The organism is Pseudomonas yamanorum (assembly GCF_013386765.1).
In the GTDB taxonomy this organism is placed as follows: Bacteria; Pseudomonadota; Gammaproteobacteria; order Pseudomonadales; family Pseudomonadaceae; genus Aquipseudomonas; species Aquipseudomonas yamanorum_A.
The window spans coordinates 162,745-184,162 of record NZ_JACARE010000018.1 but is presented as its reverse complement, the minus strand read 5'-3'; the positions used below and the strand labels follow the sequence as shown (position 1 = coordinate 184,162).

General features: G+C 62.4%; 22 protein-coding genes. 9 read left to right on the top strand and 13 right to left on the bottom strand.

Annotated features, from left to right (window positions below; genetic code table 11):
- Nucleotides 1-6 precede the first annotated feature (6 nt).
- Genes HX875_RS14175 through dksA form a run of 3 tightly spaced genes read right to left on the bottom strand, consistent with a single transcriptional unit; the run spans nucleotide 7 to nucleotide 2,288 of the window.
- Nucleotides 7-651 (bottom strand): DUF1826 domain-containing protein, encoded by a 645-nt coding sequence (locus HX875_RS14175; protein WP_177043648.1) that lies wholly within the window; start codon nucleotides 649-651, stop codon nucleotides 7-9.
- Complete coding sequence (zigA, locus tag HX875_RS14170) at nucleotides 651-1,856, bottom strand: zinc metallochaperone GTPase ZigA (protein ID WP_177043647.1); 1,206 nt, start codon at nucleotides 1,854-1,856, stop codon at nucleotides 651-653. Before zigA ends, HX875_RS14175 begins: the two co-directional genes overlap by 1 nt.
- A 27-nt stretch (nucleotides 1,857-1,883) precedes the next feature.
- Nucleotides 1,884-2,288, bottom strand: a complete 405-nt coding sequence (dksA, locus tag HX875_RS14165) for an RNA polymerase-binding protein DksA (protein ID WP_177043646.1) — start codon at nucleotides 2,286-2,288, stop codon at nucleotides 1,884-1,886.
- Nucleotides 2,289-2,415: 127 nt separating this feature from the next.
- On the opposite strand from dksA, the gene HX875_RS14160 reads away from it, so the two are divergent.
- Complete coding sequence (locus HX875_RS14160; RefSeq protein WP_177043645.1) at nucleotides 2,416-2,784, top strand: glutamine synthetase; 369 nt, start codon at nucleotides 2,416-2,418, stop codon at nucleotides 2,782-2,784.
- Here HX875_RS14160 and HX875_RS14155 read toward each other — a convergent pair.
- Nucleotides 2,781-3,992, bottom strand: coding sequence for an N-acetylmuramoyl-L-alanine amidase (locus HX875_RS14155; RefSeq protein WP_177043644.1), 1,212 nt, complete (start codon nucleotides 3,990-3,992; stop codon nucleotides 2,781-2,783). The genes HX875_RS14160 and HX875_RS14155 overlap by 4 nt on opposite strands.
- 128 nt (nucleotides 3,993-4,120) lie before the next feature.
- Between HX875_RS14155 and folE2 the strand changes: the two genes are divergently transcribed.
- From folE2 to HX875_RS14120, 7 genes are read left to right on the top strand one after another with little or no spacing between them, the layout of a single operon-like run.
- Nucleotides 4,121-5,017 (top strand): GTP cyclohydrolase FolE2, encoded by an 897-nt coding sequence (folE2, locus tag HX875_RS14150; RefSeq protein WP_177043643.1) that lies wholly within the window; start codon nucleotides 4,121-4,123, stop codon nucleotides 5,015-5,017.
- Nucleotides 5,014-5,682 carry a metal ABC transporter ATP-binding protein gene (locus HX875_RS14145; RefSeq protein WP_177043642.1) on the top strand — a complete coding sequence of 223 codons (669 nt, stop codon included), beginning with the start codon at nucleotides 5,014-5,016 and terminating at the stop codon, nucleotides 5,680-5,682. Before folE2 ends, HX875_RS14145 begins: the two co-directional genes overlap by 4 nt.
- A complete protein-coding gene (locus HX875_RS14140) occupies nucleotides 5,682-6,548 on the top strand; it encodes a metal ABC transporter permease (RefSeq protein WP_017476789.1) in 867 nt (288 codons plus the stop codon). Before HX875_RS14145 ends, HX875_RS14140 begins: the two co-directional genes overlap by 1 nt.
- Nucleotides 6,549-6,559: 11 nt before the next feature.
- The gene (locus HX875_RS14135) at nucleotides 6,560-7,444 is read left to right on the top strand and encodes a metal ABC transporter substrate-binding protein (protein WP_177043641.1); all 885 of its coding nucleotides are present in this window, start codon (nucleotides 6,560-6,562) and stop codon (nucleotides 7,442-7,444) included.
- Complete coding sequence (gene hisI / locus HX875_RS14130; RefSeq protein ID WP_177043640.1) at nucleotides 7,441-7,866, top strand: phosphoribosyl-AMP cyclohydrolase; 426 nt, start codon at nucleotides 7,441-7,443, stop codon at nucleotides 7,864-7,866. Before HX875_RS14135 ends, hisI begins: the two co-directional genes overlap by 4 nt.
- Nucleotides 7,863-8,423, top strand: a complete 561-nt coding sequence (locus HX875_RS14125) for a gamma carbonic anhydrase family protein (protein ID WP_177043639.1) — start codon at nucleotides 7,863-7,865, stop codon at nucleotides 8,421-8,423. Before hisI ends, HX875_RS14125 begins: the two co-directional genes overlap by 4 nt.
- A 2-nt stretch (nucleotides 8,424-8,425) precedes the next feature.
- Nucleotides 8,426-9,763 carry a dihydroorotase gene (locus HX875_RS14120; RefSeq protein ID WP_177043638.1) on the top strand — a complete coding sequence of 446 codons (1,338 nt, stop codon included), beginning with the start codon at nucleotides 8,426-8,428 and terminating at the stop codon, nucleotides 9,761-9,763.
- Nucleotides 9,764-9,897: 134 nt separating this feature from the next.
- Here HX875_RS14120 and HX875_RS14115 read toward each other — a convergent pair whose 3' ends face one another.
- On the bottom strand, nucleotides 9,898-10,419 hold the full coding sequence (locus HX875_RS14115; protein ID WP_010168411.1) for a DUF3617 domain-containing protein: 522 nt from the start codon (nucleotides 10,417-10,419) through the stop codon (nucleotides 9,898-9,900).
- A 130-nt stretch (nucleotides 10,420-10,549) separates the two neighbouring features.
- On the opposite strand from HX875_RS14115, the gene cls reads away from it, so the two are divergent.
- The gene (gene cls / locus HX875_RS14110; RefSeq protein WP_177043637.1) at nucleotides 10,550-11,989 is read left to right on the top strand and encodes a cardiolipin synthase; all 1,440 of its coding nucleotides are present in this window, start codon (nucleotides 10,550-10,552) and stop codon (nucleotides 11,987-11,989) included.
- Nucleotides 11,990-12,095: 106 nt separating this feature from the next.
- On the opposite strand, the gene cfaB is transcribed toward cls, so the two are convergent.
- The 8 genes from cfaB to hflK (HX875_RS14070) all read right to left on the bottom strand — a co-directional run bounded on the left by cfaB (nucleotide 12,096) and on the right by hflK (HX875_RS14070) (nucleotide 21,285).
- Nucleotides 12,096-13,280 (bottom strand): C17 cyclopropane fatty acid synthase CfaB, encoded by a 1,185-nt coding sequence (cfaB, locus tag HX875_RS14105; RefSeq protein WP_177043636.1) that lies wholly within the window; start codon nucleotides 13,278-13,280, stop codon nucleotides 12,096-12,098.
- A gap of 87 nt (nucleotides 13,281-13,367) precedes the next feature.
- On the bottom strand, nucleotides 13,368-14,153 hold the full coding sequence (locus HX875_RS14100) for an HvfC/BufC N-terminal domain-containing protein (RefSeq protein WP_177043635.1): 786 nt from the start codon (nucleotides 14,151-14,153) through the stop codon (nucleotides 13,368-13,370).
- Entirely contained in the window at nucleotides 14,144-14,989 is an 846-nt protein-coding gene (gene bufB, locus HX875_RS14095; protein ID WP_177043634.1) for an MNIO family bufferin maturase, read from the bottom strand. Before bufB ends, HX875_RS14100 begins: the two co-directional genes overlap by 10 nt.
- A gap of 65 nt (nucleotides 14,990-15,054) precedes the next feature.
- Nucleotides 15,055-15,306: a BufA2 family periplasmic bufferin-type metallophore gene (bufA2, locus tag HX875_RS14090; RefSeq protein WP_177043633.1), complete on the bottom strand. Its 252-nt coding sequence runs from the start codon at nucleotides 15,304-15,306 to the stop codon at nucleotides 15,055-15,057.
- A 116-nt stretch (nucleotides 15,307-15,422) separates the two neighbouring features.
- Nucleotides 15,423-17,318 (bottom strand): cation-translocating P-type ATPase, encoded by a 1,896-nt coding sequence (locus HX875_RS14085; protein ID WP_177043632.1) that lies wholly within the window; start codon nucleotides 17,316-17,318, stop codon nucleotides 15,423-15,425.
- Entirely contained in the window at nucleotides 17,315-18,349 is a 1,035-nt protein-coding gene (gene hflK / locus HX875_RS14080) for a protease modulator HflK (RefSeq protein WP_177043631.1), read from the bottom strand. The genes HX875_RS14085 and hflK (HX875_RS14080) overlap by 4 nt, the downstream gene beginning before the upstream one ends.
- Nucleotides 18,346-19,344 carry a protease modulator HflC gene (gene hflC / locus HX875_RS14075; protein ID WP_173860313.1) on the bottom strand — a complete coding sequence of 333 codons (999 nt, stop codon included), beginning with the start codon at nucleotides 19,342-19,344 and terminating at the stop codon, nucleotides 18,346-18,348. Before hflC ends, hflK (HX875_RS14080) begins: the two co-directional genes overlap by 4 nt.
- A gap of 9 nt (nucleotides 19,345-19,353) precedes the next feature.
- The gene (gene hflK, locus HX875_RS14070; protein WP_177043630.1) at nucleotides 19,354-21,285 is read right to left on the bottom strand and encodes a protease modulator HflK; all 1,932 of its coding nucleotides are present in this window, start codon (nucleotides 21,283-21,285) and stop codon (nucleotides 19,354-19,356) included.
- Nucleotides 21,286-21,418 lie beyond the last annotated feature (133 nt).

Genomic DNA, 21,418 nt, shown 5'->3' with positions numbered 1-21,418 from the left:
ACCCGGTTACGCCAACCAATCCAGCGTCAGAATCAACCGTCGTTGATCGGCTTGCAGCGGCGGCGAGCGGTGGATGAGGCCAAAGCCTTCGTTACCGTGCCATTTTTCGCCCTTGAGCAAGGCCACTTCGCCACAGTTGATTTGCTCGATGCGCTCTTGAGGCTCCGCGCTTGCCTGGCTGAGGTGCCGCCGCTCCATCACACCTTCGCGCAGCCACTGGCTGCCGATGCCGGCGTAGGTGGTGATCAGCCGCACCGGCACATGGTCCACGTGAAAGCGCGGGCACATGGCCTTGTCCAATAGCCGCAAACGCACGCCGATGCGCTTGGCACCCAGCAAACAGGCAAAGGCGCTGACCAGCCACGACACGTCGGCGATAAACCCTTCGTAGCCTTCAAGGTCGCGGCAACCCGAGGCGAAGTCCTGCAAGTTGGGCTCGGCGTCTTCAGTGTTCAGCTCAACCACCAGCGACTCGGCCAATGGTTCATTGAGCGCCACCAGCAACGCGCCGAACTCGGCGATGTGCAGCGGCAACTGGCGCTGCCACACCGCAAGGTTTACGCCGTCTTCAAGGATATCGGTGAGCACGGCCGGGGTTTCGCCGTGGATCTGGCGAATCACCGGGCGCAGTTTCAGAGTCGGTGCCAGCATCAGGCTGCCTCTTCGAACCAAGGGCCAAAGGGATCAGCCAACAAGCGCCAGCCTTCGACACCGGTGGCCATTTCATCGTCGGTCAGCAGGCAAGCGTCCAACTCGGCAGTCATCTGCGCGAAGTCGATGTTCTGCCCGATAAACACCAGCTCTTGCCGGCAATCGCCGGTGCTCGGCTGCCAGTTGCTCATGATCGCAGCGACACCCTCCTCATCCTGCGGCCACTGGGTTTTCGGCACGAAACGCCACCAGCGCCCGGCAAAGCCATGGCGCATCAAGCCGCCGGCCTGGGACCAGCTGCCAGCGTCCTGGTGTTTGCTGGCCAGCCAGAAAAAGCCCTTGGAGCGCAGCAGTTTTCCATTCACCCAAGGCCGGTCGATAAAGTCGAAGAACCGCTGTGGATGGAACGGGCGACGGGCGCGATAGGCGGTGGAGGCGATACCGTATTCCTCGGTTTCCGGCACATGTTCGCCCCGCAGCTCCTGCAACCAACCGGGCGCCTGGGAAGCGCGCTCGAAGTCGAAGCGGCCAGTGTTGAGGATCTTCGCCAGCGGCACTTCGCCCATGACCATCGGGATGATTTCCGCCTGGGCGTTCAGGCGTTCCAGGATCGCCATCAACTCCTGGCGCTCGCTGCTGCTGATCAGGTCGATCTTGCTGATCAGGATTACGTCGGCGAATTCGATCTGCTCGATCAACAGGTCGGTGATCGAGCGCTCGTCTTCTTCACCCAGGGTTTCGCCCCGGGACGCCAGGCTTTCAGCGGCCTGGTAGTCGAGCAGGAAGTTCATGCCGTCGACCACGGTGACCATGGTGTCGAGCCGGGCGATGTCCGCCAGGCTCTGGCCTTCTTCATCGCGAAAGGTGAAGGTCTCGGCCACCGGCAGCGGTTCGGAAATGCCCGTGGATTCAATCAACAGGTAATCGAAGCGGCCTTCCTTGGCGAGCTTTGCGACTTCTTCCAGCAAGTCTTCGCGCAAGGTGCAGCAGATGCAGCCGTTGCTCATCTCCACCAGTTTTTCTTCGGAGCGGTTGAGGGTGACGTCGCGCTGGACCTCACTGCCATCGATGTTGATTTCGCTCATGTCGTTGACGATCACCGCCACCCGCAGGTTTTCGCGGTTGCGCAGGACGTAGTTGAGCAGCGTGCTTTTACCGGCGCCGAGGAATCCGGACAGCACAGTAACGGGGAGACGATTGGGCATCAGGTGTTCCTCATCAGGGTTGGCCGGTCAAATCGCCCGTTGATGGCGTTCGCGCAGCTCTTCACGTTCTTTGGCTTCGATACACAGGGTGGCCGTGGGGCGCAGCAACAGGCGCTTGAGGCCGATGGGCTCGCCGGTTTCGCGGCACCAGCCGTATTCGCCGCGGGCCAGGTGTTCCAGGGCTTCATCGATCTTGTCCAACAGCTTTTTTTCGCGCTCCAGCAGGCGCAGTTGCCATTGGCGCTGCTCTTCGGCGCTGCCAACATCGGCGGGGTCGCTGTTGGGTTCCTGTTCGCGCAGCACCATGAATTCAGCGTCGATGCGCACTTGCAGCTCATTGCGCTGGGCCAGCAACAGCTCGCGGAAGAAACCCTGCTGGGCCTCATTCATGTAGTCGGCGGACGGTTGGGCGAGAAGGTCTTGTTCGGTCATCGGAGGCGGTTCACGGGTCAGGCTGTTTTTTAATGTTATAGTATAACAATGCAAATAAGCCAATCCCCCTTGCTCAGAGTGACGAAGGGCGCAATGCTGGCAGCCGATTAACGCCCCGAGAGCCTCTATGAAATACCTGTTGTGCGGTGTGTTGCTGATGGTGACGGGCCAGGCCGGCGCCCAGGTGCCAAGCCTGCTGGCCAACTGCACGCGCAGCGCCAACCTGCTGGCGTGCGTCGACGCGCAGGGCAATGCCTACAGCGTCGCGACGGTGGGCAGCACTACGTATTTGCGGGGGTTCGAGGTGATCGGCAAACGCTATTGGGCACAGACCAGCAGCCGCTACGGGCAACTGACGTTCTTTACCGGGCTGGCGTCCGACGGTGAGGCGTGGGTGGGCTACACGCGGCGAGTGGGCTGGACCACCATCAACCGGTTTTCCAGTTCCGGTGGTGCCAGCGCCAAGTTCACCTGCAGCCGAATAACCGGCTGCTAGACCTGGCCGTTTTTCTGTTCCTGAACCCAGGCCATGTAGCTGTTCATCGGCGGGTTCTTCTGGAAGTAGTTTTTCAACCCTTCAAATAAACCGTCTGCCACCGCCTGTTGATGGCGCGCGGTGACCAGCCGCTGGGCGTCCTGGGTGTTGGAGATAAACCCGGTTTCCACCAGGATCGACGGCACGTCCGGCGACTTCAGTACCGCAAAGCCGGCCTGTTCCACACGTTTTTGATGCAGCGTGGTGATGCTTTGCAGGCTGCCCAGCACCGAGCTGCCCAGTTGCAGGCTGGAGGCGATGGTGGCGTTCATCGACATGTCGAGAATCACCCCGGCGAGCATCGGGTCCTTGTCCTTGAGATTGAGCAAGGTGGTGGCGCCCAACAGGTCGGCGCCGTTTTCCCGTTGTGCCATGAAGCGCGCGGTGGCGGACGTCGCACCACCTTCGGACAACGCATAGACAGAGGCGCCAGACGCCGTAAGCCGTGGCGCCGCATCGGCGTGTACCGAGATGAACATGTCGGCCTTGTGCTGGCGGGCGATATCCACGCGTTTACGCAGCGGCACGAAGAAGTCGTCGTTGCGCACCAGCTTCACATCGAAGCCCTTCTCGCGTTTCAAGCGCTTGGCCAGCAATTGGGCGATGGACAGCACCACGTCTTTTTCGCGCTGGCCTTTGGAGCCGATAGCACCCGGATCCTTGCCGCCATGGCCTGGGTCGACCACCACGATGATGTCGCGTTTCGGATGGGCCTTGTCCACTGGCGCCGCCAAGGGTGCAGGCGCGGCCGCGATTTGCTGAGGGGCATGGGTGGCGCTGGTCAGGTCCAGCACCAGGCGGTGGCCCTGGCCATCCTGCGGTGGCAGCAGAAAGCTGTTGAGCTGCATCGGCGCCTTCAAATCCAGCACGATCCGCGTATCACCCTGGCCAAAGTGCCCCGAGCGAATCGAGGTGATGCCGCTGTTGGTCAGGGCCAGCTGGCTGAAATCACCGGTCAGCTTCGCGCCGCTCAAATCGATGATCAACCGCTCCGGCGCGGTCAGGGTAAAGGTCTTGTATTGCACCGGGCCGCTGAGATCCAGCACCAGCCGCAGCTTGTTATCCGAGCGCCACAGCCGTGCATTGCGGATCTGCGCGGCAGACACGCCAAAGGGCAAGGTGAACACCGCGCTGGCCAGCAGCAGGTTGAGGAGTTGACGTCTGTGCATGACTTACACCGCAAATAAAGGAGCTTCCGTACTCGACATGACTGAATAAAAGACAGAGCAGAAAAAATTTCGTCGACTCAATAGTTATAATATAACATGTCTTTTTATTTCCAACGATGGACCTGCTCATGAACGCGCTGACTCTGCCCGATATCGCCGCGCAGGCTTCACGCCAAGCCTTGCCGCTGGATTGGGTGGGCATGTGCGGCATTGCCCTGCCCATTCAGATCGACGGCCAGCGCCTCAGCGCCAAGGCTGACGCGGGCGTCAGCCTGGACGATGGCGAGGCCCGTGGCATTCATATGTCGCGGCTTTACCTGGCGCTGGAAATGCTTGAACAGCAGCCGCTTTCGCCAGCACTGCTGCGCAGTGTATTGCAACGTTTTCTCGACAGTCATGAAGGTTTATCCACAAATGCCTACCTGCGGATTCATGCAGACTTGCTGCTGAAACGTCCCGCGTTGGTCAGCCCGTTAGCCGGCTGGAAAAGCTATCCCGTGAGCATCGAGGCGCGTCTGGAAAAACAGATGTTCCACGTGGAACTAAAAATTGACGTTACTTACTCTTCAACCTGCCCTTGCTCGGCTGCCCTCGCCAGGCAATTGATTCAGCAGCAATTTATCGAAGACTTCGGTAACACACCGTTGCAACACGAAGACGTGCTGACCTGGCTGGGCAGCGCCAACGGCATCGTCGCCACGCCCCACAGCCAGCGCAGCAGCGCGCTGTTGCAGGTCCGTCTTCAAGGCGATCAGCCCACACTGCCGCTGACGCAATTGATCGACGAAACCGAAGCCGCCCTCGGCACTGCCGTACAAACCGCCGTAAAGCGTGCAGACGAACAAGCCTTCGCCCTGGCCAACGGGCAGAACCTGATGTTCTGCGAAGACGCCGCCCGCCGCCTTAACCTCGCCTTGAAACGCTCGGATGCGGTCATTGCCTTCCACTTGAAAGTGATCCACGCCGAAAGCCTGCACGCGCACGATGCCGTAGCTGAAAGCCGCTGGACGAGACCTTCCGAATGATCACCTGCACCGCCTTGCGCTGGGGCGCCCCCGGCCAACCTCTCACCCCGGCTATAGATTTCACCCTGGAAAAAGGCAGCCTCACTGGCATCATCGGCGCCAATGGCACCGGCAAAAGCAGCTTGCTGAAAGTCATCGCCGGCCTGCAGAAGCCCTTGGCCGGGAAAGTGACGATTGATGTTCCACGCCGTGGTGGGCTGTCGTTTTTGCCCCAGCAACAGAACCTCGATCGCCAGTTTCCTATAAGCCTCGAAGAGTTGGTGGCGGCCGGCTTCTGGGGCAGCAAGCAAACCCCAGAACAACGCACCAAACGCCTGAGTGTCGTGCTCGAAGACTGGTGCCTCAGTGGCCTGGAGCATCGGCCGTTGATGGCGTTGTCGGGTGGCGAACTGCAACGCGCCCTGCTCGCACGCATGAGCCTGGCCGAGTCGCCGATATTGCTGCTGGACGAACCCCACGCCGCCCTCGACGAAGACGGTCAGGCGCTGTGCTGGAAACACATCCACGCCTGGCACGACGAAGGCCGCACCGTGGTCGTGGTGTGCCATGACCTCGGCTCCGTGCGCCAACACACCCAGCAAGTGGTGCAGATCAAAAGCAGTGGCTGCGTATTCGGTTCAAGCAAAGAACTGATCCGCCCACAGCCTCAGATGCAGGTGGCCTGATGCACTTTGCCGCCCACCTGTGGATGCCGTTTCTCGACTTCGTTTTCATGCGCCGCGCCCTCGTCGGCGGGTTGGTATTGGCATGCAGCACGGCGCCGCTGGGAGTGTTCCTGATCCTGCGGCGCATGAGCCTGATCGGTGACGCGGTGTCTCACGGCATCCTGCCCGGCGCCGCCCTGGGCTTCTGGTTTGCCGGCCTGAGCCTGCCCGCGCTGACCATCGGCGGCCTGGGCGCCGGCCTGAGCATGGCCGGCCTCGCTGCCTGGATCACCCGTCGCACGGGCCTTAAGGAAGACGCCAGCCTCGCCGCCATCTACCCGATTTCCCTGGCCAGCGGCGTGTTGATCCTCGGCCTCGCCGGGAAACGCCTCGACCTGCTGCACCTACTGTTCGGCTCGGCCCTGGCGGTCGACGGCCCGACCCTCACCGGCATGCTCTGGGTCTCGGGCTTCAGCCTGATCGCCATGGCGGTGATCTACAAACCGCTGCTGCTGGACACCCTCGACCCGCTGTTCCTGCAAACCGTCAGCCGCCTGGGCCCGCTGGCCCACGGCCTGTTTTTGACGCTGGTGGTGCTGAACCTGGTGATCGGCTTCCAGGCCATCGGCGCCCTGATGGTGGTCGGCTTGATGATGTTGCCGGCGATTGCTTCACGCTTCTGGAGCCGGCGCCTGCCGGTGTTGATCGCCATATCCGCGGTGCTGGGATGCCTGTCGGTGTGGCTTGGCTTGTTGCTGTCGTTCTACTACTCGCTGCCCAGCGGCCCGGCGATTGTGCTGGTGGCTGGCGGCTTGTACCTGCTGTCCGTGGTCTTCGGTCCGGTGCACGGCTTGCTGCGCCGCCCGCCTTTGCTTACATCCCAATGAGGTGTTTCCCGATGCGCGCTCTACTCGTGCTGTTCAGTGTGTTGCTGCCGCTGTCGTTCGCGACGGCCCAGGCTGCCGACAAGCTTCAGGTGGTTACCAGCTTCAGTATTCTTGACGACATGACCCACCAGGTCGGTGGCGATCATATCCAGATCAGCAACATGGTCGGCCCAGACGCCGACGCCCATACCTACGAACCAACGCCGGACGACGCCAAGGCGCTGCTCAAGGCCCGGGTGATCATCAAAAATGGTCTGGGCTTCGAGCCGTGGCTGGATCGACTGGTCACCAGCACCGAGACCAAGGCGACTGTGGTCACCGCCAGTAAAGGCGTGTTGTCCCACACCATGGAAGAGGACGGCGAGACCATCCCCGACCCGCACGCCTGGCACAACCTGGCCAACACCGTTATCTACGTGAACAACATCACCAAGGCGCTGATCGCTGCCGACCCGGCCAACAAGGCGGACTACGAGCACAACAGCCAGGTGTACCTGAAAGAAATCTACCGCCTGCTGGCTGAAGCCAAGGCCAAGTTCGGCGCACTGCCACCGGGCAACCGCCGCATCGTGACCTCCCATGACGCCTTCGGTTACCTGGGCCAGGCCTACGGTATCGAGTTCCTGTCGCCTCAAGGCCTGTCCACCGAACGTGAACCGTCTGCCGCCGAAGTCGCCACGCTGATCACCCAGATCCGCAAGGACAAGGTCAAGGCGGTGTTCATGGAAAACATCAAGGATTCGCGCCTGCTCAAGCAGATCGCTGACGAAAGCGGCGCGCAAATCGGCGGCACGCTGTACTCGGACGCCCTGGCCGCAGAAGGCCCGGCAAGCACCTTTACCGGCCTGTTCGAATACAACCTCAACACTCTGTGCGCGGCCTTGAGCAAGCCATGACCCTGAGCATGCTCGACCTGGAAGGGGCTGCCGTCGGCAGCCGCTTTCCACTCGACCGCGTGCTCGACGCCCTGCCGTGGAACAGTGATGGCCTGATTGCCGCCATCGCCCAGCAACACGGCAGCGGCGAAGTGTTGATGCTGGCCTGGATGAACCGCCGGGCCCTCGACGAAACCCTGGCCACCGGGCAGGTCTGCTACTGGTCCCGCTCGCGCCAGCAACTGTGGCGCAAGGGCGAAAGCTCCGGCCACTGGCAACAGCTGGTGGAGGCGCGCCTGGATTGCGACGGCGACGCCGTGTTGCTGATCGTCGACCAGCAAGGACCGGCCTGTCACACGGGCCGGCCCACCTGTTTCTACAACGCCATCGAAGGCGGCCACGTACACATCATCACCGCGCCCCTCAAGGAGCCAGACCCATGATCCGCAAAAACCCTTCCGGCGATCTGCCCGTGATTGCCGAATCGGCCTACGTCGACAAAACCGCGATCATCTGCGGCAAGGTGATCATCGGCGAAAACGTATTTGTCGGCCCTTACGCGGTGATCCGCGCCGACGAAGTCGACGCCAACGGCGACATGGACCCGATCACCATCGGCGCCAATTCGAATATCCAGGACGGCGTAGTCATCCACTCAAAATCCGGCGCCGCCGTGACCATTGGCGAGTTCACCTCCATCGCCCATCGCTCCATCGTCCACGGCCCTTGCACCGTCGGTAACCGGGTATTCATCGGCTTCAACAGCGTGCTGTTCAACTGCGTCGTCGGCGACGGCTGCGTGGTGCGCCACAACTCCGTAGTCGACGGCCGCGACTTGCCCGATGCGTTCTACGTGCCCTCCACCACCCGGATCGGCCCCAACACCGACTTGTCCCAATTCCCGCCGGTGAGTGTCAGCGCTTCGGAGTTTTCCGAAGACGTGGCGCGCACCAATGTCGACCTGGTACTGGGTTACAAAGCCCTGCAAAACGAGTTCTGACCATGAGCCGCCTGCTGATCCGCAACGCCCGCCTGGTAAACGAAGGCCAGACATTCGAGGCCGACCTGCTGGTCGCCAATGGCCGTATCGAGAAGATCGCCAGCAGCATCGACAACGCCAATGCCGCGGTGGAAATCGATGCCCAAGGCCAGTGGCTGCTGCCGGGGATGATCGACGACCAGGTGCACTTCCGTGAACCCGGAGCGCCGGACAAAGGCAGTTTCTACAGCGAGTCCCGCGCGGCGGTGGCCGGTGGCATCACCAGTTTCATGGACATGCCCAACACCAGCCCGGCGACCCTGAACCTGGAAGCCCTGGCTGACAAGAAGCGCCGCGCGGCGCTGCATTCGGTGGCCAACTATGGTTTTCACTTCGGGGTGAGCAACGACAACCTCGACACCGTGGCCGCACTGGACCCGCGGGAAGTCGCCGGCGTCAAAGTATTCATGGGCGCCTCCACCGGCAATATGCTGGTGGATGATCCGAAGATTCTCGAGCGTCTGTTCGCTGAAGTACCGACCATTCTCCTGGCCCACTGCGAGCACACGCCCAGCATCCAGGCCAATGAACAACGGATGCGCGAGCGCTTCGGCGAGCACATACCGGCCGTGGCTCATCCACTGATTCGCGACGCCGAGGCGTGCTATCGCTCATCGTCTTTGGCGGTGGAACTGGCCAAGCGGCATGGCACGCGCCTGCATGTGCTGCACATCACCAGCGCACGCGAGCTGGTGCTGTTCGAAGACAAACCCCTGGCGGAAAAACGCATCACGGCGGAAGTCTGCCTGCATCACTTGTTGTTCGATGACCGCGACTACACGCGCCTGGGCCACCAGATCAAATGCAACCCGGCGATCAAGACACGCGCCGACCGCAACGCCCTGCGCCTGGCGTTGTTGAGTGATCGTCTGGATGTGATCGGCAGTGATCATGCGCCCCACACCTGGGCGCAAAAACAGCTGCCGTATCGCGAAGCGCCGTCAGGCTTGCCGCTGGTGCAACACGCCCTGCCGGCGCTGCTGGAATTGGTGGCCGACGGGCTGCTGCCGCTGACCACGCTGGTGGCAAAAACCAGCCATCGCGTCGCGGACTTGTTTGCAATCCCTGATCGAGGCTATCTGCGGGAAGGTTATTGGGCCGACCTGGTGCTGATCCAGCCCGAGCCCCACGGCAAGCCCGTCAGCGGCCAGCCGATCCTGGCGCGCTGCGGCTGGACGCCCTTTGCCGAACGCAGCTTCCGGCACAGCGTCAGCACCACGCTGGTCTCCGGCCACGTGGCCTGGCACGACGGGCGCGTGCATGACAGCTGCCAGGGTTTGCCGCTGCATTTTCAGCGCTGAAGAGAGTCCGGAACTGGCAACCCAATCAACTGTGGGAGCTGGCTTGCCTGCGATGCGAGCGACTCGGTTTTTCAGTGAGACCGAGGTGATGCAATCGCAGGCAAGCCTGCTCCCACACTTGGGTGCGGTGGTTCTTAAGCGCGGGGTTTGACGGTACCGCAGTTGCTGCCCAGCCACTGCGCGTGGGTGTCCAGGCTGCCCTTCTGCTGCACGCCGGTGGCGTTGAAGGTGCCGTTAACCGTGGTGGTGAATTCCTGCTGGCTCTGAAACGTTGCCACGCCAGTGCCCTGGGCTTTCGGGCAGCTGAAGCGGAATTTCCACTGGTTGCCGGTCTTGTCCGTCACTTCCTGCTTGCAGCCCGATTGGGGGTCGGTCAGCGGGATGGAATCGGACGCCACCTGGGCTTGTGTCAGGCACACCTGCACGCCTTTGCCAGCCATGGTGATGCCTTGTTTCTCGAGCATGGCGCGCTGTTCCGGGGTCATCTGTTGCTTGAGCTGACCGAGGATCAGCGACAAGTCCGGCAGGTCCTGGTTATCGACCTTCATGTTGCTGGTGGTCAATTCCCACAAACCCGGCGCCAGCATCTGCGCTTGCGCCGCCACGGGCAGCGTTAAACCAACAACCATGGCCAAACCAAGCAGACGAGCATTCATCGGGTAACTCCTGGGTAATTGTCGGCGTTAGACGCCGCAAAAACGCCAGTGTTGCACAGCAAATAAAATAGCGACATTCGGGGCCGAACATGGTCTGTTAGGCACTTGTCTGTCAGGAGTACCGTTGTCCATGGATTTCTTTGGCCCGCACCTGCTCGCCTATTTCATTGCCACGCTGCATTTTCTGGGCACCCTTGCCGCCATCCACGCGGTGCTGACCGTCAGGACCGCCCAAGGCTCGATTGCCTGGGCCTTGTCGCTGATGTTCATTCCTTACCTGACGCTGATTCCCTACCTGATCTTCGGCCGCAGCACCTTCGACGCCTACATTCAGGCGCGACGCCAGGCCAACCAGGAAATGCACAAGGCGATCACCGAGCTGAACTGGCGCCCGTGGGTCGAAGAAGCGCTGGCCGCGCGCAACTCCCAGGCCTACGCGTCGCTGCGGGCCATGCCAAAACTGGGGCGCATGCCGTGCCTGGCGAACAATCAGGTGCGCTTGTTGATCAATGGCGAGGCCACGTTCGGCGCGATTTTCGAGGCGATCCGGTCGGCAAAGACCGCCGTACTGTTCCAGTTTTTCATCATTCATGACGACGAACTCGGCCGCCAACTGCACACCTTGCTCAAGGAAAAAGCCGCCGAAGGCGTGTCGATTTTCGTGCTGTACGACCGCATCGGCAGCCACGCCCTGCCCCATCGTTATGTGCAGTCGCTGCGGGACGCCGGGGTGCAGGTCAAGGCCTTCGCCACCCGCAGCGGCTGGCTCAACCGCTTCCAGGTCAACTTCCGCAACCACCGCAAGATAGTGGTGGTCGATGGCATCACCGGGTTTGTCGGCGGGCATAACGTCGGCGATGAATACCTGGGCAAGAAACCGCCCCTGGCGCCGTGGCGTGACACCCATGTGCAGGTCAGCGGCCCGGTGGTGGCGTGCTTGCAGGAGTCGTTTGCCGAGGATTGGTTCTGGGCTGCGCGGGAGTTGCCGCCGCTGCTGCTGCCGGATACCTACCCGGATGACGGCGTGCTCTGCCAATTGCTGGCCAGCGGGCCGGCGGATCCTTATGAAACCTGTTCGCTGTTTTTCGTCGAGGCGATTCATGCGGCGACCGAGCGGGTGTGGATCACCAGCCCGTATTTCATTCCCGATGAGGCGGTGTTTTCTGCCCTGAGGCTGGCGGTGTTGCGCGGCGTCGATGTGCGCCTGTTGCTGCCGTCGCGGCCCGATCACCGCATCGTCTATGCCGCTTCCAGCCTGTATGCGATCGAAGCGGTGCGCGCCGGGGTTCGGGTCTTCCGCTACACGCCCGGGTTCCTGCATCAGAAAGTGGTGTTGGTAGACAGCGAAATCAGCGCCATCGGCAGTGCGAACCTGGATAACCGTTCGTTCCGGCTGAATTTCGAAGTGATGTTGCTGACGGTGGATGACACCTTCGCCAGCCAGGTGGAGCGCATGCTGCTGGACGATTTCGCCCTGGCCCATGAAATCAGCCAGGAAGAAAACCGCCAGACCCACCGCCTGCAACAGCTTGGCATGCGGGTCGCACGGCTTATCTCTCCAATCCTGTAGGAGCGAGCTTGCTCGCGAAAAACGTTAACGATGACGCGTTTATTCTGGATAAACGCGGCGCCCTCCGGTTTTTCGCGAGCAAGCTCGCTCCTACAGGCACAGAGGTTTACTGGTACAAGTCATCCCGTGTCCACGGCAGCTCATGGCTACCATCGGCATGGGGTTTCACCGCCAGAATCTGATGCAGGTTGATCCAGCCCCGGGCAAACGCATAGGCACAGCCAGCCAGGTACAGCCGCCAGATGCGCAAGGCCTGCTCCGGCACCATCTTGCCCGCCGCCTCCAGGTTGTCTTCCAGGCGCTCGCTCCAGTGATCCAGCGTGCGCGCGTAATGCAGGCGCAGGCTTTCGACGTCGACCACTTCCAGCCCCACTTCGCTGATCTCGGCGGTCATCATCGCCAGGTGCGGCAACTCGCCATTGGGAAACACATAACGCTCGATAAAGTCCCCGGCGCCACGGCCCACCGGCCGGCCATCGGTATGCTTGGCGGTAATGCCGTGGTTCATCACCAGGCCGCCCTCACGCACCGCGCCGTTTAGAATCTTGCAGTACTCCGCCAGGTTGGCGTGGCCCACATGTTCAAACATGCCCACGCTCACCACCTTGTCGAAGCGGCCATCCTGGGGCAAATCGCGGTAGTCCAGCAGCGTCAGTTCGACCTGGTCTTCCAGGCCTTCGGCTTTCACCCGCTCTTGAGCCAGCTCAAGCTGTTCCTTGCTCAGGGTGATGCCGAACACCTTGACCCCGAATTCCCGCGCGGCATACCGCGCCAGGCCGCCCCAACCGCAGCCCACGTCGAGCAAATACTCCCCCGGCTGCAGCCGCAATTTGCGGCACAGGTGGCGAAATTTGTCTTGTTGGGCCTGGTCGAGGGATTCGCTGCCGGTCTCGAAATACCCGCAGGAATAGGCCATGTCGCGGTCCAGCCAGAGCTGGTAGAACTCGTTGGACAGGTCGTAATGGTAGGAAATAGCGGCTGCGTCAGTTGCCTTGTCGTGGATCGAGCGCACCGGACGAGTGTCCTCGTCGTCATCCACCAGGGCATGACTCAACTCGTCAACCACCCTGATCACTTCGGAAATGGAGCCTTCCAGCTCCAGTTTGCCCTCGACGAAGGCTTCGCCCAGTGAATTGAGCGTCGGATGGCTAAGCGTTGAAACCATCATGGGGTCCTTGACCACAATGGTGACACTGGGATCCGGGCCCAGGTTGAATTCATGGCCGTCCCAGAGTCGAAGACGCAGCGGTAGCTTGAGATTCTGTAAGGCCGGTGGAAGTTGCGCGAGCATGAGTAGTCCCCCCTTGTTTCAGACGTCTGAAATGAGGGTAGACCATCCACGGAAAAATTAGCAGGCTATCGAAACGATAGCCCTTTTCTATGGTGCCCGCCGCTGGAGCAAGCCGTCCTGGATCCACTGTTTCAGCCAGGTAACCGCCTGCAATGGCGCGCCCTCCTGATAAGTGACTGCCAGCTCGGCACACAGTTCGGAAAAATTCCAGCCGGTGGTGGCCATGCCCGCCAGCGCGCTGGCTTCAGCCGGTTCCAGGCTGCGGTATTGGCAGACATTCTGGTGGCGCCACACCAGGCACACCTGCTTCAACGGCAAGGCCTCGCTGCCAGGGAAGTCCCACTCGCCCTTGCTGGCGCGCCAGATGCCCAGGCTGTTGAAATCACACAGCACCTGCTGCACCGAGGGCGCCAACTGGACCTGCAACCCTGGCCAGTCTTCCGGCGGCAGTGTTGCCATGTCTTGCACGGTCAGCGGCTCGCCTTGCGGCGCGTCAAAGGCCAGGGTGAATGCCCATTCCAGCCGTGCCAGCTCGGCCAGCGGTGCACCCTGCTCGGGAAAATGCTCGAGGATAAACCCCGGGAAACGCTCGCCAAACCAGCGCAGGCTGTAATGAGCCGAGGGATAACGGCGGGTATAGGCCGAACCCATCTGCGCAAACTCATCGTCCCCCAGCCAGTACCACACGGCGCTGAAGTCATCGCGCAGTACTTCCAGCAGCCGCGCGTGATAGGCGTTGTGGTAAATCGCCAGGCCCGTCTCGACATCCAGGGTCGGGCCACCGATCAGGGTGGCGCTGAAGCCTTTCTCGGCCGTGAACGTCGGCGCCAGCAAATGCTGCTCGAACGCCAATTGCCAGTCGATCAGGCGCATAACGCCCTCCTGTCCAATGCGCTGGCGCCCAGTTCGCGGGCTTTGGCCAGTTCGTCGAGCAGCTCCTGGAACGGCGGGAAATGATCATCGCGCTCCAGCAGCGTCGAGACCGGCCCAAGGTGTTCCAGCGTCTGCTGATACAGCGCCCACACCGGATCACAAACCGGGTGGTCATGGGTGTCGATCACGTAGTCGCCGTAATCCATGTGCCCGGCCAGGTGCAATTGGCGGATGCTTTCGGGCGGCAGGTTGCGGATAAATTCCCAGGCATCGAACCCGTGATTGCGTGAGCTGACGTAGACGTTATTCACGTCCAGCAACAGCTGGCAGCCGGTGAGATGAGTCAGGGCGTTGAGAAACTCCCACTCGGTAAACTCGTCCGCCTTGGAGCGCACATAGCTGGAGACGTTTTCCAGCACGAAAGGACGCTGCAACACGTCCTGCACCTGCCGTACGCGACCGGCAACGTGGTACAGGCTTTCTTCGGTATAAGGCAGTGGCAGCAGGTCATGCAGCTGGTGCGCGTTGCCGCGGCTCCAGCACAGGTGATCGGAAATCCACGCCGGCTGGATGCGCTCGGCGAGCTGCTTGAGTTGTTTCAGGTAATCGATATCGAGGGCATGGGGCCCGCCGATGGACAGGGACACACCATGCATCACCAGGGGATAACGCTCGGCTATCGCATCCAGGTAGTACAAGGCCTTGCCGCCCTGGACCAGATAATTCTCGGAGATCACTTCGAACCAATCCACGGCCGGCGATTGTTCAAGGATCTGCTGGTAGTACTCGCTGCGTAAACCCAGGCCGTAACCCAGGCTCGGAAGGGAGGCGGACATAAAACACTCCTGGGGAAAGTGTCCGCAGCGGCGGGGGCCCCGCTGCGGTTGCACTCGGTGGTCGGTTACTCGCCGACTTTGCCGCCTTTCTGGTCGCACATGGCTTTGCTCATCGACAAGAAGCCCTGGCCTTTGCAAGAACCCATGCCTTTGCAAGCGTGGTCTTTGGTCTTGCAGTCGTTCTGGCCTTTGCAGGCGTTGACGCCATAGCAATGGATCGGCGCGTCTGCTGCCTGCACCTGGGTAGCAACACCAGCAAACATGCCGGCAGCAGCGAAAGCGAGGGCGGCACCAGCAGCAGCGGATTTGATGTTCATTGTGTATTCCTCATGATCGATTGTGGAGTCGGTCTGAACGGATTGTTCAGTCTCGACATAGCACTAGAGTGAGGTCCCCCCATGGCGTTACAGCGAGGCTGAAAAAATTTTAAAATTTATTCGTCGAGCTTCAACAGCGGCTCCTGAAAGCGCAACAAACGCCCCGCATTCCCCAGCACCAGCAGCGTGCTGAGGTTGTGCAACACCGCCGCAATCATGGCGCCCGCCGCGCCCAGCCAGCCGAATGCGGCGAACACCACGATGGCCAGCGTCCAGCCCAGGCCGATGATCACGTTGACCTGCAACGTGTGCCGGCATTGGCGACTCAAGCGCACGCAGGTGCCCAGGCGCCGCAGGTCGCTGCCGATCAGCACCACGTCCGCCGACGCCAGGGCGATATCCGCCCCGCCCGCGCCCATCGCCACGCCGACCACACCGGCCTTGAGCGCCAGGGAATCGTTGATCCCGTCACCCACCACCATGGGCCGGAAGCCGCTGCCGATTTCGCCCAATACGCGGTTGAGTTTGTCTTCCGGCAAGGCCTGGGCCTCGACGTCACTGATGCCCACTTCCAGTGCCAGGCTGTCGGCCACGCTTTGGCGGTCGCCGGTCAGCAGCAGTTGGCGACCGAGACCCAATTCACGCAGCTCCTTCATCGCCTGGCGGGCTTCAGGTTTCACGCTGTCCGCCAGCAGCAACCAGGCGAGGAATTGTCCGTTCAACGCCAACCCGGCAATCGGGCCATCATGAGTGGGAACTGCCGTGGTCGCGATGCCGAGTTGCTCAAACAATTCCGGCCGGCCAAGGGCAGCTTCGCCCTGCGCCGTCTTCGCCACCACACCGAGGCCCTGACGCTCACGAATATCCGACAGCACCAGCATTTGCTCCTGAGTCGCCAACCCCGCCAACGCCCGGCTGACCGGATGGCTGCTGGCCGAGCCGAGGCTGGCCGCCAGATTCAGCAACACCTGCCGATCCGGCTCGCGGGTGTCGATGGACTGCAAACGCAGGGTGCCAAACGTCAGGGTGCCGGTCTTGTCGACCACCAGTGACGTCAGGTCCGCCAACTCTTCAAGAAACGCCGAGCTGCGAATCAGAATCCCATGACGAGCTGCGACGGCAATTCCCGCAATCGCCGTGGCCGGTGCCGACAACACCAGCGCACACGGGCACGCCGCCACCAGCACCGCAAGCATCGCCTGGGCGTCATTGGTGACAAACCAGGTGACCGCCGCCAGCAACAACACCAGCACCATGTAGCTACCGGCGTAGCGCTCCAGCAGCCGGGTGATCGGCGGCTTGGAGCGTTCGGCGCTCTGCATCAGGGCGATGACTTTGCCCAGGGTCGACTCATTGCCGGTGCGGGTCACTTCAAGGCGCAGCAAGCCGTCGAGGTTGATCGCGCCGCCAAACACCTGCACGCCCACACTCGCCTCCAGCGGCACCGATTCGCCCGTGATCGGCGCGGTGTCGAGGCTGGCCTGGCCCGACAGCACCACGCCGTCAGCAGGCACCCGGTCACCGGCGCGCACTTCGACGATATCGCCGGTCTTCAGGATGCCGTTGTCGACTTCCAGAATCGTCCCGTCCACCTGCACCAGGCGCGCGTGGCTGCGGGTCAGTTTGCCCAGGGCATGAATCGCTTCCTGGGAACCGATGACGCTGCGCTCTTCCAGCACATGGCCGAAGATCATGATGATCGGCAGCAGCGCCGCGGTCAGCAGGTCACCGGTGGCCCAGGCGCCGAGCATCGCCAGGGCGATCAGTTGGTCGGTGATGCCATGCAGGCTCGGATAACGCAGGCTGTACCAGGCCGAGCGCATCACGGGCACAGCCACCAGCAACGAGGCAACGCCCAGCAGCAATTGGCTGACGCCGGTCTGGTCCGGCGCCAGCCAGCGCCATACCAGGCCCAGGCTGAGCAGGCCCAAGGCGAGCATCGCCAAGGTCAGTTGCCGCGCGGCGCTGCGTTGTTCGGCCGATGAGAGCATCGGGGCGGCGTGGGCAGTCATTGTTCGGCTCCCTGAATGATCAGGCGGGAATCGTCTTTAGGGTCCACCGTGGTCACGGAACCGGCCTGGCCGAGAATCTTCGGCAGGCGTTCGCGGTACAGGCGCAGCAACAGGCCTGGGTCCTTGACCTGTGCCAGGCTGGCGACGGTGGCGGTTTGCGCCCGGGCGTTGGACAGGCGCTCGCTGGCCTGGGCGTGGGCCACCTGCACGGCGCGGTCGGCGTCCTGATTGGCGGTCTGGGTGAGTTTTTCCGCGTCTGTGCGGGCATTGGCCACGGCCTTGTCGGCTTGCTGGCTGGCAGTCAGCACCGCGTTAAAAGCGTTAACTGCCGGGCCCGGCAGACTCGATTGCACATCGACCCGGGTGACTTCGATGCCCAGGCCAAGACCGGTGGACGCAAGGTCAGCCAGGCGTTGATTGATGCCTCGCACCAGATCACCGCGCAGCCGCTCGCGACGTTCGGCCGCCTGGTTGTCGGCGCCGATCAGCTCGGGGCGCGCCACCAGGATGGTGTCCAGATCCCGCGCGGCGGTCAGCACCACGGCGCTGCGGGTGACCAGCCGATCCAGCGCCGGCAGCACGTGATCGCCCTGCAACACAAAAGCGTAAGGCTCGGTGACCTTATAGAAGACCCGCACATCCAGCTGCACCACGCCGGCATCGCCGGTCAGCAGGTAACCGGAGCCGGCCAGGGCGTCGCTCAGGGGCGTAGCAAAACTGGCCACGCGGTCGGCTTGCGTGGCCGCATCGGAACGCAGCAGGTTTTCCACCCGGCGCTCGATCACCCGGTCCGCTGCAGGCAACAGCACCACTTGTTCAAACGGGCGCGGCCAGGCCAGCAGCAGCCCGGCATTCTGAATCCGGTCCAGCGCGCCGAAGTGCAGCACCACGGCGCGGTTCTGCGGGTCGATCTGCCGTACGTTGGAAAACGCCCACGCCAACGCGGCCAATACCGTCACCGCATACAGCGCCAGGAACGTCAGCCGTCCAGCCTGGATCCACGGGCTGTCGAGGCTTTCCCGCTCACTCATGGCTGGACATCCTTCGGCCCGTCCACCAGTGCGCGGAACGGTGCAGCGTCGGTGCGCAGGATAATTTTGGTGCCCGGCGTAACCACGGTGCCGAGGGTGTCGAGGGAGCGCAGCAGGTTATACAGCTGCGGGTTGCCGGCGTAGGCACGGCCATAAATCTGTGCGGCTTCCACCCGGGATTGCGCTTCGATATCAGCGGCTTTCACCGTGGCGTCCGCCTGGACGATCCGCGCATCACGCTCGGCGGCAGAGCGAATCTGCGCCGCTTCACGCTTGCCCACCGCGGTGCGTTCGGTGGCGATGGTCTCGCGTTCGGCGCGCATGCGGTCGACGGTGGCGGCCAGTGTCACCGAGGGCAAGGTCAGCCGCTCAACGCCAACCTGCACCACGCGCACGCCATAGGTGGTGAGCAATTGTTGATCAATCTGCTGGCGCAACTGCGCTTCAAAATCGGCGATGCGCACCTGGCTGGCATCGGTGTTCACCAGGTTGGCCAGGTCGAAACTGGCGGCGGTGGTTTCCAGCGCCGAACCGACGAAGGTGCGAATCTGCCGCGCCGCTTCATCCGGCTGGTTCTGCACCGCACGCATAAAACGCTGCACATTGTCGGGGTCGCCCTGCACCTGCCAGGCCACGTAGGCCTGCACGATGATCCGCAGGCCATCGCGGGTGCCCACATCCTGCAAACCGCTGGAAGTGGTGCGCAGGCGCAGGTCTACCGGAATCGCCGCTTCAAACGGCGCCGGCCAGCGCCAGCCCAGGCCCGGCTCCAGCAGCACCCGCGACGGGTTGCCGAAGCGGGTAATCACCGTGGCTTCGCCGGAACGCACCTGCACCAGGCTCGCCGCAGCCACGGCAAACAGCACCAGCAACACCGCCCAGCCCATGCGCCGCCAAGGGAACGGGCCGGCTTCCTGTTCATCGCCGTGATGGTGATGATGATGGCCGTGGTGGTGACCATGGCCTGCGTGATCGTGAGAATGAGCGCTCAACAGATGAACTCCTTATTGAACGGCTTTACGCGGCACCGCAGGGTCGGCCGGTAAGGTAAAGGAACGCAGATCGATGGTCGGTGCGCCACTGGCGCCCAGGCGATGATCAAGAATGAGTAATTTGGCGTGGGCCAGGCCCAGGCTCAGTTGGCTCAGGTACTGCTCCAGCACGAAGGCCTGGCCAGCTTGTTGATAGGCCTTTTGTTCGGCGCTGAAACGCAGGTCCGCCGCCTGGGCGCCGGCACTGACCTCATGGGCCGTGGCCTGGGCCTGGTCGCGGGCGGTGCTGGCTTGCAGCAACGCCTGGTTGGTCTGCTCGCTGGCGGCGCCGCGCTCCCGGGAGATCAGCGCCTGGGCGCCAATCTGCGCCGCTTGCACCGCGTGGTAGGCGTTGGCCGCACCGGAGGGCGGGTGAATGGCTTCCACCACGGTGGCGAGGATTTCCACGCCGCTGTCGAGTTTCTTCAGGTCCGCCTGCACCGCCAGGCCAATTTCATCGGCGAGGCTGTTGCGTTGTTCGCCGAGTAATTCGTCGAGGGTTCGCGAGGCAAATTCGTGGACGAGGATACGGCTGGCGGTGCTGCGAATCAGCGTGGGCACATCGGCGCTGTTATAGGTGGCGGCGAGTGCCGCCTGGTCGCTCAGGCCGATGCGGTACACGAAGCGCACATCCATATTGACGATCTGGAAGCTTTGCTTGTCGCCGCTGCTGCTGGCGATCACCTGGGATTTGTCATTCACATGGCTGGCGTCCCACAGGCGGTTGGCGATCAACGGCGCCGGGCCTTCGGCGGGTGCGACGTCGGTGGTCGCCGCTTCGCCAACGCTGGTGGCCAGTTCATGGACCACACCGTTTTCCACGTTCAGCACCCGGCCCAGCGGCCACGGCAAACCGGCATGCAGGCCAGGCCCGAAGACCTCCACCGGCTTGCCAAAGCGTTCATAAATCCCACGGCTTTGCAGAGCGACTTCATGCACGCCGGTCAGCATCCAGCCTACGGCCAGCACCACCACCAGCACCGGCAGGAACGCCCGGCGCATGTAGGTAAAGGCCCAGATCTGCCGCAGGTCGATGCCGAAACGGTTGTGCAGTTCGTGCTGCAGGGCGAGCAACGGTTGCGGCGGCCAGCGCAGCATCCCGGCGATAAAACTCTGCGCCATCAGCCGTGGCTCAAGGCGCTCCTGGCGCGGGCTGAACAGCGACAGCAGGCCGCGTAACAGAAACTCCAGCGCCACCAGGGCCGGCAACAGACCGATCAACACCGCCAGGCGCAACGGCCACACGGATTCTTCACCGGCAAACAGCAAACAAATCGCACTGATCACCAGGCAAATAATTGCCACCCGGCTCAATTGCGCCAGTTGCGCCGCTTCCGGCCATTGGGCGGTGCTTTCCTGGGCCATACGCCGTTCAAACACCAGCAAGCCGAAGGCCAGCGCCAGGGCAATGGCCGCGCCCACGCTGGCAGCCTGGCCCACCGCGGCGGCGGGCAATGTCAGGCTCCAGAATTCCAGGACGCTGAACAGCGCCAGCAACGACCAGCCGCACAGCCAGAACACCGGCGCGCCAATCTGCGTCAGCAAGCCGCTACCGACCCGGCCGAACAGACGGTTGAGCCAACCGGGGTCTTCTGCCGGCAACGGCGGCTCGATCAGCAGCGCCGTCGGTTCCTCCAGCGCCATGGCCCGCCAGTCCGCGACCCACCACGCCGATTGCAAACCGGCCACCAGCACCAGCAACGCCGAGGCACAGTTAATCAGCACCACCGGCCAGATCGACAGCGGGGCGAACAGCGCCACAAACAGTGCCAGCATCCAGCCGCCAACCGCCAGCACCGTCAAGCCAATGCCGGCCTGCCTTAACCGGCGGGCATGAAACAACCCTTGCTGAAAACGCGGCAGCCCTTCAATGGCCACGTCATCAGCGTCCAGATCCACTCGCATCCCCAAACGCCCACACAGAAACAATTGGTTACCCTATAACGCGGGGCGTGAAATTTTTGTTTGGTCATTGCAAAACATACGAATTCCCTGGCGTAGAGAGTCTCCTTGCTCTGCTAACAAGTACACCACCTAA

Coding starts and splice junctions, on each gene's coding strand:
- hflK (WP_177043631.1), bottom strand. CDS start 18,349: ATGAGTGAGCGGGAAAGCCTCGACAGCCCGTGGATCCAGGCTGGACGG.
- hflK (WP_177043630.1), bottom strand. CDS start 21,285: ATGCGAGTGGATCTGGACGCTGATGACGTGGCCATTGAAGGGCTGCCG.
- bufB (WP_177043634.1), bottom strand. CDS start 14,989: ATGTCCGCCTCCCTTCCGAGCCTGGGTTACGGCCTGGGTTTACGCAGC.
- HX875_RS14085 (WP_177043632.1), bottom strand. CDS start 17,318: ATGACTGCCCACGCCGCCCCGATGCTCTCATCGGCCGAACAACGCAGC.
- HX875_RS14100 (WP_177043635.1), bottom strand. CDS start 14,153: ATGCGCCTGATCGACTGGCAATTGGCGTTCGAGCAGCATTTGCTGGCG.
- cls (WP_177043637.1), top strand. CDS start 10,550: ATGGATTTCTTTGGCCCGCACCTGCTCGCCTATTTCATTGCCACGCTG.
- dksA (WP_177043646.1), bottom strand. CDS start 2,288: ATGACCGAACAAGACCTTCTCGCCCAACCGTCCGCCGACTACATGAAT.
- HX875_RS14125 (WP_177043639.1), top strand. CDS start 7,863: ATGATCCGCAAAAACCCTTCCGGCGATCTGCCCGTGATTGCCGAATCG.
- bufA2 (WP_177043633.1), bottom strand. CDS start 15,306: ATGAACATCAAATCCGCTGCTGCTGGTGCCGCCCTCGCTTTCGCTGCT.
- hisI (WP_177043640.1), top strand. CDS start 7,441: ATGACCCTGAGCATGCTCGACCTGGAAGGGGCTGCCGTCGGCAGCCGC.
- HX875_RS14175 (WP_177043648.1), bottom strand. CDS start 651: ATGCTGGCACCGACTCTGAAACTGCGCCCGGTGATTCGCCAGATCCAC.
- HX875_RS14135 (WP_177043641.1), top strand. CDS start 6,560: ATGCGCGCTCTACTCGTGCTGTTCAGTGTGTTGCTGCCGCTGTCGTTC.
- HX875_RS14145 (WP_177043642.1), top strand. CDS start 5,014: ATGATCACCTGCACCGCCTTGCGCTGGGGCGCCCCCGGCCAACCTCTC.
- cfaB (WP_177043636.1), bottom strand. CDS start 13,280: ATGCTCGCGCAACTTCCACCGGCCTTACAGAATCTCAAGCTACCGCTG.
- HX875_RS14155 (WP_177043644.1), bottom strand. CDS start 3,992: ATGCACAGACGTCAACTCCTCAACCTGCTGCTGGCCAGCGCGGTGTTC.
- HX875_RS14120 (WP_177043638.1), top strand. CDS start 8,426: ATGAGCCGCCTGCTGATCCGCAACGCCCGCCTGGTAAACGAAGGCCAG.
- zigA (WP_177043647.1), bottom strand. CDS start 1,856: ATGCCCAATCGTCTCCCCGTTACTGTGCTGTCCGGATTCCTCGGCGCC.
- folE2 (WP_177043643.1), top strand. CDS start 4,121: ATGAACGCGCTGACTCTGCCCGATATCGCCGCGCAGGCTTCACGCCAA.
- HX875_RS14140 (WP_017476789.1), top strand. CDS start 5,682: ATGCACTTTGCCGCCCACCTGTGGATGCCGTTTCTCGACTTCGTTTTC.
- HX875_RS14160 (WP_177043645.1), top strand. CDS start 2,416: ATGAAATACCTGTTGTGCGGTGTGTTGCTGATGGTGACGGGCCAGGCC.
- HX875_RS14115 (WP_010168411.1), bottom strand. CDS start 10,419: ATGAATGCTCGTCTGCTTGGTTTGGCCATGGTTGTTGGTTTAACGCTG.